This is a genomic window from Pseudomonas benzenivorans (assembly GCF_024397895.1).
In the GTDB taxonomy this organism is placed as follows: Bacteria; Pseudomonadota; Gammaproteobacteria; order Pseudomonadales; family Pseudomonadaceae; genus Aquipseudomonas; species Aquipseudomonas benzenivorans_A.
The window spans coordinates 3,361,919-3,374,195 of sequence record NZ_CP073346.1 but is presented as its reverse complement, the minus strand read 5'-3'; the positions used below and the strand labels follow the sequence as shown (position 1 = coordinate 3,374,195).

General features: G+C 70.8%; 12 protein-coding genes. 7 read left to right on the top strand and 5 right to left on the bottom strand.

Going from position 1 to position 12,277, the window contains the following annotated elements:
* Nucleotides 1–6: 6 nt before the first annotated feature.
* Nucleotides 7–204: a heavy-metal-associated domain-containing protein gene (locus KDW96_RS15835; protein ID WP_255837186.1), complete on the bottom strand. Its 198-nt coding sequence runs from the start codon at nucleotides 202–204 to the stop codon at nucleotides 7–9.
* A gap of 155 nt (nucleotides 205–359) precedes the next feature.
* Between KDW96_RS15835 and KDW96_RS15830 the strand changes: the two genes are divergently transcribed.
* The 4 genes from KDW96_RS15830 to KDW96_RS15815 all read left to right on the top strand — a co-directional run bounded on the left by KDW96_RS15830 (nucleotide 360) and on the right by KDW96_RS15815 (nucleotide 4,550).
* The gene (locus KDW96_RS15830; protein WP_255837185.1) at nucleotides 360–743 is read left to right on the top strand and encodes a hypothetical protein; all 384 of its coding nucleotides are present in this window, start codon (nucleotides 360–362) and stop codon (nucleotides 741–743) included.
* Nucleotides 744–807: 64 nt separating this feature from the next.
* The gene (locus tag KDW96_RS15825; protein ID WP_255837184.1) at nucleotides 808–3,204 is read left to right on the top strand and encodes a heavy metal translocating P-type ATPase; all 2,397 of its coding nucleotides are present in this window, start codon (nucleotides 808–810) and stop codon (nucleotides 3,202–3,204) included.
* Nucleotides 3,201–3,602: a Cu(I)-responsive transcriptional regulator gene (gene cueR / locus KDW96_RS15820; RefSeq protein WP_255837183.1), complete on the top strand. Its 402-nt coding sequence runs from the start codon at nucleotides 3,201–3,203 to the stop codon at nucleotides 3,600–3,602. Before KDW96_RS15825 ends, cueR begins: the two co-directional genes overlap by 4 nt.
* A 75-nt stretch (nucleotides 3,603–3,677) precedes the next feature.
* Nucleotides 3,678–4,550, top strand: coding sequence for a PhzF family phenazine biosynthesis protein (locus KDW96_RS15815; protein WP_255837182.1), 873 nt, complete (start codon nucleotides 3,678–3,680; stop codon nucleotides 4,548–4,550).
* A 3-nt stretch (nucleotides 4,551–4,553) separates the two neighbouring features.
* Here KDW96_RS15815 and KDW96_RS15810 read toward each other — a convergent pair whose 3' ends face one another.
* The 4 genes from KDW96_RS15810 to KDW96_RS15795 are packed head-to-tail and all read right to left on the bottom strand — an operon-like array spanning nucleotide 4,554 to nucleotide 8,193.
* Nucleotides 4,554–5,144 (bottom strand): HAD family hydrolase, encoded by a 591-nt coding sequence (locus KDW96_RS15810; RefSeq protein WP_255837181.1) that lies wholly within the window; start codon nucleotides 5,142–5,144, stop codon nucleotides 4,554–4,556.
* The gene (gene tesB / locus KDW96_RS15805) at nucleotides 5,141–6,010 is read right to left on the bottom strand and encodes an acyl-CoA thioesterase II (RefSeq protein WP_255837180.1); all 870 of its coding nucleotides are present in this window, start codon (nucleotides 6,008–6,010) and stop codon (nucleotides 5,141–5,143) included. Before tesB ends, KDW96_RS15810 begins: the two co-directional genes overlap by 4 nt.
* 21 nt (nucleotides 6,011–6,031) lie before the next feature.
* Nucleotides 6,032–7,633, bottom strand: coding sequence for a SagB/ThcOx family dehydrogenase (locus KDW96_RS15800; RefSeq protein WP_255837179.1), 1,602 nt, complete (start codon nucleotides 7,631–7,633; stop codon nucleotides 6,032–6,034).
* On the bottom strand, nucleotides 7,630–8,193 hold the full coding sequence (locus KDW96_RS15795; protein WP_255837178.1) for a GNAT family N-acetyltransferase: 564 nt from the start codon (nucleotides 8,191–8,193) through the stop codon (nucleotides 7,630–7,632). The genes KDW96_RS15800 and KDW96_RS15795 overlap by 4 nt, the downstream gene beginning before the upstream one ends.
* A gap of 68 nt (nucleotides 8,194–8,261) precedes the next feature.
* Here KDW96_RS15795 and KDW96_RS15790 point away from each other — a divergent pair, with 68 nt between their 5' ends.
* The 3 genes from KDW96_RS15790 to KDW96_RS15780 all read left to right on the top strand — a co-directional run bounded on the left by KDW96_RS15790 (nucleotide 8,262) and on the right by KDW96_RS15780 (nucleotide 12,200).
* Nucleotides 8,262–9,182 (top strand): histone deacetylase family protein, encoded by a 921-nt coding sequence (locus tag KDW96_RS15790; RefSeq protein WP_255837177.1) that lies wholly within the window; start codon nucleotides 8,262–8,264, stop codon nucleotides 9,180–9,182.
* Between the two features lie 103 nt (nucleotides 9,183–9,285).
* Nucleotides 9,286–11,226, top strand: coding sequence for a DNA topoisomerase III (locus KDW96_RS15785; protein ID WP_255837176.1), 1,941 nt, complete (start codon nucleotides 9,286–9,288; stop codon nucleotides 11,224–11,226).
* A gap of 314 nt (nucleotides 11,227–11,540) precedes the next feature.
* Nucleotides 11,541–12,200 (top strand): TIGR04211 family SH3 domain-containing protein, encoded by a 660-nt coding sequence (locus KDW96_RS15780; protein ID WP_255837175.1) that lies wholly within the window; start codon nucleotides 11,541–11,543, stop codon nucleotides 12,198–12,200.
* Nucleotides 12,201–12,277 lie beyond the last annotated feature (77 nt).

The window sequence follows — 12,277 nt, the reverse complement described above, 5'->3', positions numbered from 1 at the left end:
CGCCGCTCAGGCCAGGCTGACGGCATAGCCCTCGTCGAAGATCGCCTCGAGCAGCTCTTCGCTGGGCAGCGGACTGGCCACCCGCACCTCGCCTTCAGCCAGGTCGACCTGTACCTCGGCCGCCGGGTCGCGATCCTGAATGGCCTGGGTGATGGCCCGCACGCAATGGCCACAACTCATGCCCTGCACCTTGAACACCTGCATCGCTCACTCCTCATGTTGCCCATGGCCCGGCCGGGATAGCCGCTTGCCCGAGGCCAGTGTCCGCCTTGCCCCAAGGACAAGGTCAAGCCCTGCGCTTGCCCGCCAGGCGATGCTCGACCAAGCTCAGGGCTTCCCCGTTGAAAAGGAGCCGCAGCATGTCGCGCCGCAACCTTGCCCTGCTCGCCGGCCTGTTGGGCTCGGTCGCCTCGATCCTGGTACCGTCCACCGCCCAGGCCGAAGGCCACGCAATGCTGATCGTCTCGCGCGAGCGCCTGGTCGTGGCCACGCCCTGTGAAATCGGCCTGTACCTGCACGACCAGTTGGCCGCCCGCCTGCATCAGGGCCAGTCAGTGGCCTTCAACCTGCCACCCGGCGAGGTCGCGCTGCGCCTGGCCACCCTGGGCACCGGCAGCTGCCAACCGGGCATCGCTCCACCCAGCCGCCAGCACCTCAGCCTGCGGGCCGGCGAAGTACGGCGCCTGCGCATCGCCCAGGACGCCAGTGGGTTCCACCTGCTGGCGGCACCGGGCAGGCCGTGAACGGGGCTTGACCTTACCCATGGGTCAAGGTTGATCCTAGGGGCGAACCCAAGGGAGACCGTCCATGTCCAGCCTGACCACCTTCGATCTACCCGTTGCCGGCATGACCTGCGCCAGCTGCGCCGGCCGCGTCGAGCGCGCCCTGCGCAAGCTGCCCCAGGTCGCCAGTGCCAACGTCAACCTGGCCAGCGAGCAGGCGCGCATAGAGGCCCCCGAGGACAGCCTGGCCGCGCTGATCGCCGCGGTCGAGGGCGCCGGCTACCAGGTGCCGAGCGAGCCTCTGGAACTGGCCATCGACGGCATGACCTGCGCCAGCTGCGTCGGCCGCGTCGAGCGCGCCCTGGCCAAGCATCCGGGGGTGCTGGCGGTTAGCGTCAACCTCGCCAGCGAGCAGGCGCAACTGCGCATCGCGCCGGGAACCGATCCGCAGTCGCTCGTGCGGACAATCGCCGATGCCGGCTACTCGGCCAGCCTGCTGGATATCGACAAGCCGACCCGCCCCAGCGCCGAGCGACTGCTGCAGCGCGAGCGCTGGCACCTGCTGGCGGCCATCGCCCTGGCGCTGCCGCTGGTGATCCCGATGCTGCTCGAGCCCTTCGGCCTGCACTGGATGCTGCCGGCCTGGGTCCAGTTCGTCCTGGCCACGCCGGTGCAGTTCATCCTCGGCGCGCGCTTCTACCGCGCCGCCTGGCAGGCCCTGCGCGCCGGCGCCGGCAACATGGACCAGCTGGTGGCCATCGGCACCAGCGCCGCCTACGGCTTGAGCCTGTACCAGTGGGCGGTGACCCCGGCCGGACAGATGCCGGCGCTGTACTTCGAGGCCGCGGCGGTGATCATCGCCCTGATCCTGCTCGGCAAGTACCTGGAGAGCCGCGCCAAGCGCCAGACCAGCAGCGCCATCCGCGCCCTGCAGGCGCTGCGTCCGGACCAGGCGCTGCGCGTCAAGGACGGCCGCGAGAAGATGGTGGCGCTGAGCGAGCTGGCCCTGGGCGACCGGGTGCTGGTCAAGCCCGGCGAGCGCTTTCCGGTGGACGGCCAGGTGCTCGAGGGCCAGAGCCACGCCGACGAGGCGCTGATCAGCGGCGAGAGCCTGCCCCAGGCCAAGCAGCCGGGCGATACGGTCACCGCCGGGGCGATCAACGGCGAGGGCCGCCTGCTGGTGGAAACCACGGCCCTGGGCGCGGAAACCGTGCTGGCCAAGATCATCCGCCTGGTGGAGGACGCCCAGGCGGCCAAGGCGCCGATCCAGAAGCTGGTGGACCGGGTCAGCCAGGTATTCGTCCCGGCGGTGCTGCTGATCGCCCTGGCCACCCTGCTGACCTGGCTGCTGCTCGGCGCCTCCCTGGCCACGGCCCTGCTCAATGCCGTGGCGGTGCTGGTGATCGCCTGCCCCTGCGCCCTGGGCCTGGCCACCCCGACCGCGATCATGGCCGGCACCGGCGTGGCCGCGCGCCACGGCATCCTGATCAAGGACGCCGAAGCCCTGGAGGTGGCCCACGGCGTGACCGCCGTGGCCTTCGACAAGACCGGCACCCTGACCTCAGGCACGCCGAAGATCGCCCACCTGCAGGCCGTCGATGGCGACGAGGGGCAGCTGCTGCAACTGGCCGGCGGCCTGCAGCGCGGCAGCGAGCACTCCCTGGCCAAGGCGGTGCTGGACGCCTGCGACGAACGCGGGCTGGAGTTGCCCGAGGTGGCCGACAGTCGGGCCCTGGCCGGCCGCGGCATCGCCGGGCAGATCGGCGAGCGGCGCCTGGCCCTGGGCAATCGCCGCCTGCTCGAGGACAACGGGCTGCAGCCGGGCGAGCTGGCCGAGCAGGCGCAGCAGTGGGAGGCCGAGGGTCGCACCCTGTCCTGGCTGCTGGAACAGTCCCCCGAACCCCGGGTGCTGGGCCTGTTCGCCTTCGGCGACACCCTCAAGGACGGCGCGGCCGAGGCGGTCGCCCGGCTCAAGACCCGTGGCATCGCCAGCCACCTGATCAGTGGCGACAACCGCGGCAGCTGCCAGGCGGTGGCCCAGATCCTGAGTATCGACGCGGTGCACGCCGAGGTGCTGCCGGCGGACAAGGCCAGCCTGGTCGGCGAGCTCAAGGCACGCGGGACTGTGGCGATGGTCGGCGACGGCATCAACGACGCCCCGGCCCTGGCCGCCGCGGATGTCGGCATCGCCATGGGCAGCGGCACCGACGTGGCCATGCACGCCGCCGGCATCACCCTGATGCGCGGCGACCCGCGCCTGGTGCCGGCCGCCCTGGACATCAGCCGGCGCACCTACAACAAGATCCGCCAGAACCTGTTCTGGGCCTTCATCTACAACCTGGTGGGCATCCCCCTGGCCGCCGCCGGCCTGCTCAACCCGATGATCGCCGGCGCCGCCATGGCCGCCTCCAGCGTCAGCGTGGTGAGCAATGCCCTGCTGCTCAAGACCTGGAAGCCCCGGCACGAGGAGCAGCGCCCATGAATATCGGCCAGGCCGCGCGCCAGAGCGGGCTCAGCGCCAAGATGATCCGCTACTACGAGTCCATCGACCTGCTGCCGGCCGCCGGCCGGACCGACAGCGGCTACCGCCAGTACGGTGCCCAGGACCTGCACCGCCTGGCCTTCATCAAGCGCGCCCGCGACCTGGGCTTCTCCCTCGCCGAGGTGGCCCAGCTGCTGGCCCTGTGGCAGGACCGCGGGCGCGCCAGCGCCGACGTCAAGGCCCTGGCCGCCGGGCATATCGCCGAGCTCAACCACAAGATCGCCGAACTGAGCGGCCTGCGCGACACCCTGCAGGAGCTGATGGAGCACTGCCAGGGCGACCAGCGCCCGGACTGCCCGATCCTCAGGGACCTGGAGTCCGGCGGTCGTTGCCCCTGAGCGGCCTGATACCATGCGCGCCCCAGCGCTGTCGCGGACTGGGCTGCGACGGCAAATCACCACAAGGACTCAGCCATGCACTACTGGCAACTGGATGTCTTCGCCGAACAGCCGCTGACGGGCAACGGTCTGGCGGTATTCCCCGATGCACGCACCCTGTCCGCCACCGCCATGCAGCGGCTGACTCAGGAGCTGCGCCAATTCGAGTCGATCTTTCTGCTGCCCGGTCACGGCACAGGACAGTTCGAGGCGCGGATCTTCACCGCAGAAGAGGAACTGCCCTTCGCCGGCCATCCGATCATCGGCGCGGCCGCCTTGCTGCACCACCTGCACGCGCCTGCCGAACTCGCCGAACTCGCCGAATGGACCCTGCAGCTGAGTGCCAAGAGCGTGCACGTCACCACCCGGCGCCATGGCCCGGGCTTCTACGCCGAGATGGACCAGGGCCAGGCCGAATTCGGCCAACGGCTGGATACCGCCGCTGCTCGTACGGTGGCCGATGCCTTCGGCCTGGCTGACGACCAGCTGGACCTGCGCTACCCACCCACAGTGGTCAGCACCGGCCTGCCCTACCTGCTGCTGCCGGTCACGGCCGCCGGGCTGGCCAGGGCCAAGCAGCGCCGACTGCTCGACCCCGAGCTGCGCGCGTGCGGCGCCGCCTTCGTGTTCCTGCTCGATGTCGACAACCGCGAGGGGCGCACCTGGGACCCGGCCGGGGTGATCGAGGACGTTGCCACCGGCAGCGCCGCCGGCCCGGTCGCGGCCTACCTGGTCGAACAGGGGCTGCATGCACGCGGCGAAGCCTTCCGTCTCAACCAGGGCCGCTTCCTGCACAGGCCCAGCACCCTGGAGGTGTGCGTCGGCGTGGAGGGTCGGGTCAGGGTCGGCGGTCACGTGCAACTGCTGGCCCGCGCCGAACTGCTGGTCGCCCCCACGGCGCTGGGCTAGACCTCAGCGCACCTGTTCCAACAGCTCGGCACAATCGCGAGCGAAGCCATCACTGAGCTCGGGCCAGAGGTTCTCCGCCAGGTTGACCAGCACGCTGCAGGCCCCGGCGGCGCGGGCGCACTCCAGGTCGAAGCGGAAGTCGCCGACCATCACCAGCTCGCTCGGCGCCACCTGCCAGCGCTCGGCCAGCTGCAGCAGGCCGCCGGGATGGGGCTTGGGCGGCGCCTCGCCGCGGCCGACCACATCGCGGGTGTCGAAGCAGTCGCCCAGGCCGATCGCCTGCAGGGTCAGCAGGGCCAGCTCGTGGGCGTTGCGGGTGAGGATGCCGAGCTGGCAGTCGCGGTCTCGCAGCGTACGCACCAGTTCCACCGCCCCGGGGGCCGGTCGCGCAGCCAGCGCCAGCTCCCGCTCGTGCTCCAGCAGCCAGGCATGCTTGGCCGCCGCCTCATCCTCGGGCAACGCCGCCAGGTGGTGGAGGATGTCCGCCTCGACGGGAATACCAAGGACCCGGCGGATCGCCGCGAAGTCATGCACCGCCAGGGTCAGGGTGCCGTCCATGTCGAACACCCAGTGGCGCGCCGCGGCCAGTTTCACTTCCAGTCCTCGCGCAGGCGAATCAGGCCTTCCTGGGCCACCGAGGCGACCAACTGGCCCTGGCGGTTGAAGATGCTGCCGCGGGAGAAGCCGCGGGCGTTGCCGGCCCAGGGGCTGTCCATCGAGTAGAGCAACCAGTCGTCCATGCGCAGATTGCTGTGGAACCACAGCGAATGGTCGAGGCTGGCGACCTGCATGAACTTCTGCCACACCGACACGCCGTGGGGCAGCATCGAGGTGGTCAGCAGATTGAAGTCGCTGGCGTAGGCCAGCAGGTACTTGTGCAGCTGGGGGTCGTCCGGCAGCTCGCCGGCGGCGCGGAACCACACGTGCTTGACCGGCTCGCTGCGCTCGGGGGCGAAAGGATTGGCCACCGTCACCGGGCGGATCTCGATCGGTTTGGCGCCCACCACCCGCTCGCGGATGCGCTCGGGCAGCGTGTCCGCCACCAGGCTGGCCAGCTCGGTCTCCGACTGCAGGCCTTCCGGGCCCGGCACATCGGGCATCAGATTCTGGTGATTGAAGCCTTCCTCGTCGTACTGGAATGAAGCACTGCAGCTGAAGATCGGCTTGCCCTTCTGGATCGCCATCACCCGTCGGGTGCTGAAGCTGCCGCCGTCACGCACCCGGTCGACCTGGTAGACCACTGGCAGGCTGGCGTCGCCCGGACGCAGGAAATAGCCGTGCAGCGAGTGCACGTGGCGATCGTCCTCGACCGTCTGGCTGGCCGCCGACACGCACTGGCCGAGCACCTGGCCGCCGAACAGCTGGCGGAAGCCCAGGTCCTGGCTGACCCCGCGGAAGAGGTTTTCCTCGATGGCTTCCAGGCTCAACAGGGCGACCAATTCGTCCAATACCTGACTCATGCTGCGTCTCCTCGGGCCGCGCTAGTGCGGCGGCAATCGTAATTCAGGGTAGGCCGGCAGGTCGCTCAAGCGCTCGTCCCACACGGCCCGGCCAAGGGTGAAATGGTAAAGGCTTTGCCAGCGGCTGTCGGCAAGTCCGAGCAATTCATGCACCGCCTCGTCGAAATAGCAGCCGATGCCGGTGGCCGACAGCCCCGCCGCCTCGGCCTCCAGGTACAGCAGCTGGCCGATCTGCCCGCACTCCCAGTACAGCCGCGGATAGCGCCAGGGGCCCGCCGACAGGGCCTGGTCGAAGCGCGCCAGCATGGCCACCGCGACGCAGCCGTCGCTGGCGATGTCCTGGCCGCAGGACAGGAAACCGGCCAGGCCGCGGGCGTCGCCCTCGAGCAGGCGGTACAGGGGCAGCTCGGGATCGACCCGCTGCCAGAGAAAGTCCTCGCGCAAGCCGTCCTGCACCTGACCGTCGCAGCGCGCCAGCCAGTACAGGCCAGGCATCAGCCCCTGGACCCGGTGGACGAACAGCAGCAGGTCGACCTGGGCCGGCTCGCCGCTCAGCCCCAGGGGCACCGGCGAGTGCTCCGGCAGCAGCCGGCGCAGCCAGGCCAGCAGCAGCTCGGCCTGGATGCCGCTCTTGCCGTCCATGGCCTGGGCGCTGCGCCGCCGGTGCAGGATCGGCCGCAGCGGCAGGCCGGGGTTGTCCGCCAGCTCACGGCCCGGCTCCGTGCGCCAGCTCACCGCGGTCAGGGCCGGGGCGCGGCACAGGGAGTGGACGCGGCTCAGTTCCGGCCACTGGCGATACTGGCGCGACAGGCGATTGGGCGCGCCGCTCAACTCGAGGGACGCCAGGGCCCGCAGCAACGGCGTGGGCAAGGCGAACTCGGCGTCCTGGGGCGGGCCGACCCACAGCAGGCAGTCGCCGTGCTCGGACTCGTGGAAACCGTCGCGATCCAACCCCAGGATGGCGTCCAGACGCGCCTCGGCCACCCCGCGCAGCAGGCGCACCTGCCAGCCCAGCACGCTGGCGGCGATGGCGACGGCGGCCAGGGCGTGGCCGAGGTCGTGCTGGCAGTAGCGGTAGGCCCGCTCGCCGTACTTCCAGGCCTCGCGCCAGGGGATGCTGGCCAGGCCGAGCAGCAGGCCGCCGGCCGGCAGCGCCTGGGCCAGTTGCGCGGCCAAGGCCGGCGGCAGCTCGGCGCGCACCTCCAGGCCATGGGCATCCGGCGCATAGTGGGCCAGCAGCGCCCCCGTCTCCAGGCTGCCGGCGGGAAGCAGCAGGTAGGCCTCGGTCGGGTGCAGGTTGCCGGACGAGGGATTGACCCGCAGCGACCAGCGGCTGCCGCCGGCCTCCTTCCAGGCCGACAGCGCCAGGCTGTCATACAGCAGCTGGGAGACGCTGGCCCGATTCAGCGGCGCCGGCGTGCCCAGGGGCGCGGCAAACACCGCGTCGTAGCCCGGCGACTCCTCCAGCGGACGCTGGTACAGCTCGATCAACCGGGCGCCGGCGTAGCGGCGAAACGGCGCCGGCTGGGTCGCCCAGTCCAGCTGGCCCGGGCCCGGGGCGAAGCGCTGCGGCTGGTGCTTGCTCAGCTGGTGGTAGGCGCGCACCTGCTCGATCTCGTTCATCGGCCTGCCTCCCAGTCGGCGCGGCTCAGGCGATAGAGCACATGCCGGGACAGTCGATGGCCTGCCGGCAGCGCCGGATGAGCGAAGTCCTGCGCCGGCTCATGCTGCATGCCGATGGCCCGCATCACGCCCTGGGACGCCAGGTTCTCCACCGCGGTGAAACTGACGATCTGCTCCAGGCCCAGCGGCCCGAAGCCCCAGGCCAGGGCCGCTCGCGCCGCCTCGCTGGCCAGCCCCTGGCGCCAGTGGTCGCGGGTCAGGCGCCAGGCGATCTCCACCGCCGGGCAGAAGGGCGCGTCGAAGGTCACCGGGCGCAGGCCGGTAAAGCCGATGAAGGCGCCATCGTCCTTGCGCGCCAAGGCCCAGAAGCCGAAGCCGTGCTCGGCGAAGTCCGCCTCGAGGCGCTCGGCCAGGCGGTCGCTTTCCTCTCGGCCGAGGCAGGCGGGGAAATGCCGCATCACTTCGGGGTCGCCGTTCAGCGCGGCGAAGGCCCCACGGTCCTCGGCGCGCCAGCGGCGCAGCAACAGGCGCGAAGTATGCAGTTCGATTGGAGCAGGCATCGGCCCTCCACTTGAGTCGCCAGGCGCAGCGCCGCCATACTCGGACGCTACATAAAGAGCCCTATTGTATGCGCCTGCCGCTGGTCTACCACGACGACTACAGCCCACCCTTCCCGGCCGGGCACCGCTTCCCCATGGAGAAGTTCCGCCTGCTGCGCGACCACCTGGTGGACAGCGCCCTGGTCGCCGATGCCGAGCTGCTGCGCCCCGAACTCTGCCCTGCCGAGGTGCTGGCCCTGGCCCACTGCCCGGCCTATATCGAGCGCTACCTGAGCGGCGAGCTGCCCCGCGAGGACCAGCGCCGCCTCGGCCTGCCCTGGAGCGAAGCCCTGGCCCGGCGCACGGTGCGCGCCGTGGGCGGCTCGCTGCTGACCGCCGAGCTGGCGCTCACGCACGGCCTGGCCTGCCACTTGGCCGGCGGCACCCACCACGCCCACTACGATCATCCGGCCGGCTTCTGCATCTTCAACGACCTGGCGGTGATCGCCCGCTACCTGCTGGCGGCCGGCAAGGCCCAGTGCGTGCTGATCTTCGACTGCGACGTGCACCAGGGCGACGGCACCGCCCGCCTGCTCGCCGACTGCCCGGAGGCGATCACCGTGTCCTTGCACTGCGAGCAGAACTTCCCCGCACGCAAGGCCCGGAGCGACTGGGACATCCCGCTGCCCCGAGGCATGGGCGACGCCGACTATCTGAAGGTGGCGGACGATGCGTTGAACTACCTGCTGCCGCTGTACCAGCCGGACATCGTGCTGTACGACGCCGGCGTCGACGTGCACCGGGACGACGCCCTCGGCTACCTGCAGCTGACCGACCAGGGCCTCGCGGCCCGCGACGAGGCGGTACTCAGGCACTGCCTCGGCCGGGACATCCCGGTGATGGGAGTGATCGGTGGCGGCTACGACCAGGACCGCGCAGCCCTGGCGCGGCGCCACGGCATCCTCCATCACAGTGCGGCCAGCGTCTGGGCCGAGCACAACCTGGGCTGAACGATGCATAGCTCAATAGCTGTACAAACATACAGATAAATATTGCCCAAACGGCCTTTCCTGCCCATGCTTGGCACCATCGCGATCATCGATGCCAGCCGCCATGCGTCTCTTCTTGTGTGAAAAACCCTCCCAGGCCAAGGACATCGCCCAGGTGCTAGGCGCCAGCCGGCGTGGCGACGGCTGCTGGCTCGGCAGCAACGTCACCGTGACCTGGTGCATCGGCCACCTGCTGGAAACCGCGCCGCCGGACGCCTACGACGCCCGCTACAAGCGCTGGAACCTCGCCGACCTGCCGATTGTCCCGCAGCAGTGGAAGATGCTGGTCAAGAGCAAGACCGCCGGCCAGTTCAAGGCGGTCAAGCGGCTGCTCGGCGAGGCCAGGGAGCTGGTGATCGCCACCGATGCCGACCGCGAGGGCGAGATGATCGCCCGCGAGCTGGTGGAGCATTGCCGCTATCGCGGGCCGATCCAGCGCCTGTGGCTGTCGGCGCTGGACGAGGCCTCGATCCGCAAGGCCCTGGCGGCCCTCAAGCCCGGCGCCGAGACCTTCAACCTGTACCACGCGGCGCTCGGCCGCTCGCGCGCCGACTGGCTGATCGGCATGAACATGAGCCGGCTGTTCACCCTGCTCGGCCGCCAGTCCGGCTACCAAGGCGTGCTGCCGGTGGGCCGGGTGCAGACGCCGACCCTGCGCCTGGTGGTGGACCGCGACCGCAGCATCGCCGCCTTCGTGCCGGTGCCCTACTGGGCCATCGAGGTGCAGCTTGCCAGCGACGGCATCGCCTTCACCGCCCAGTGGCGCGCCAACCCGGACGCCTGCGACGAGCAGGGCCGCTGCCTGAACCCGGCCTTGGCCCGGGAGGCGGCGCATGCCATGACGGCCGCCGCCAGCGCCCGCCTGGTGCGCCTGCGCACCGAGCGGCTGCGCGAGGTCGCGCCGCTGCCGTTCGACCTGGGCACCCTGCAGGAGGTCTGCTCCAAGCGCCTCGGCCTGGGCGCCCAGGAGACCCTGGACATCGCCCAGGCGCTCTACGAGACCCACAAGCTCATCACCTACCCGCGCAGCGATTGCGGCTACCTGCCGCTGAGCCAGCACGGCGAGGCGCCGGCGATCCTCGAGGCCCTGGGCCGCGCCGACCCGGCCCTGGCCGAGCTGCTGCCACATGTCGATGCGCAGCGTCGCTCGCGGGCCTGGAACGACGCCAAGGTCGGCGCCCACCACGGCATCATCCCCACCGCCGCGGCGCTCGCCTCGGCGCGCCTGAGCGGCAAGCCGCGCGCGGTCTACCAACTGATCCGCGCCCGCTACCTGGCGCAGTTCCTGCCCAACCACGAATACGACCGAACCCAGGCCGACTTCGACTGCGCCGGCCAGGCCCTGCGCGCGGTGGGCAAGCAGATCGTCGAGCCCGGCTGGAAGCGCGCCCTGCCCAAAGCGCTGGCGGCGGCCAAGGGCGACGACGCGGCCCAGGCGCAGGCCCTGCCGCCGCTGCGCGAGGGCCAGGTCTGCGCCGTCGCCAAGGTGCAGCTTAAGGACCAGCAGACCCAGCCGCCTAAACCCTTCACCGAGGGCGACCTGATCAAGGCGATGAAGAACGTCGCCAAGCTGGTGGACGATCCGCGGCTCAAGCAGAAGCTCAAGGACACCACCGGCATCGGCACCGAGGCGACCCGCGCCGGGATCATCCAGGGCCTGCTCGAGCGCGGCTATCTGAGCAAGCAAGGCAAGGCCCTGGCCGCCACCCCGGCGGCCTTCAGCCTGATCGATGCGGTGCCCCGCGCCATCGCCGACCCCGGCACCACGGCCATCTGGGAGCAGGCCCTGGACATGGTGCAGAGCGGCGAGATGAGCCTGGAGGACTTCGTCGCCAAGCAGTCGGCCTGGATGAGCAAGCAGGTCGAGCGCTGCACCGGCCTGCGCCTGAACATCAGCGGCCCGGCGGCGGCCGGATCGGACGCGGCGCCCTGGAAGAAGAAGCGCCGGCCGGGCAAGGCCAAGGCGGGGACCAGGCGCCCACGCAAGACCCCGGCACCGAGCTGATCGCACCGCTCAATGGCGTCGAGCCAGGCCTGCCCCGGCTCGCCTCGTGCCCCCGTCTTGGCCATCGCCAGTCCCTATCGACGCGGCCGCCCGGCAGGACGCCTCGCCGAAACGAGTGAACCCACGGCGGCATGCGCTGTCTGTGTGCGGGAGGCCTCAGGGATGACGCGGCGGGTCCAGATCGATTCCCCCTCCTCTCGCCCGACCGCACCGGGCGCGCCAGCCGGATCGGCTGGCACCACGCGCGGGGCTGCGGCCCTGCTTTCACCGGCCCGGTCAGCGGGGCCTTTACCCTTATTCATGTGAAGATCGCCATGTCCCCAGCTCATCACCTTTCCGCTCAGGGCTCCGGCCTTTCCCGGCGCCTGCGCCGCGTCTTCGCCGGCGCCCTGCTCGGCCTGCTGGCCAGTGGCCTGGCCCAGGCCGCCGGCAGCGAGCGCTGGGTCAGCGACAGTTTGCAGACCTACGTGCGCAGCGGCCCGACCGACGGCTATCGCATCGTCGGCACCCTCAAGTCCGGGCAGAAGGTCGAGCTGCTCGCCACCCAGGGCGACTACAGCAAGGTGCGCAGCGAATCCGGCGACAGCGTGTGGATTCCCAGCCGCGACCTGCAGGAAATGCCCGGTCAGGCCGAGCGCCTGCCCCAGCTGGAGCAGCAGGTGGCCGAGCTCGGCGCCCAGCTCAAGGGCATCGACGACAGCTGGAAGACCCGGGTCCAGGGCATGCAGGAAACCCTGGACTCGCGCAAGGCGCTGATCGACGAACTGCAGAGCACCCGCCAGGCCCTGGCCGCCGAGCTGAGCGCGACCCAGTCGGAGCTGCGCAGCACCCAGGCCCGCCTCGGCGATGAGAACAGCCGCCTGCTGATGCGCTACCTGGTCTACGGCGGCGGCATCGCCGGCGCCGGCCTGCTGCTCGGGCTGATCCTGCCGTCGATGACCCGCCGGCGCAAACGCAACGACCAGTGGTTCTGAAGCGTCCGCCGACGAGCCAACCGGCCTGAGCGCGGGGCGTGGTACATGCCGCGCCCTGCCGCCGGTTCGGTCGAGGC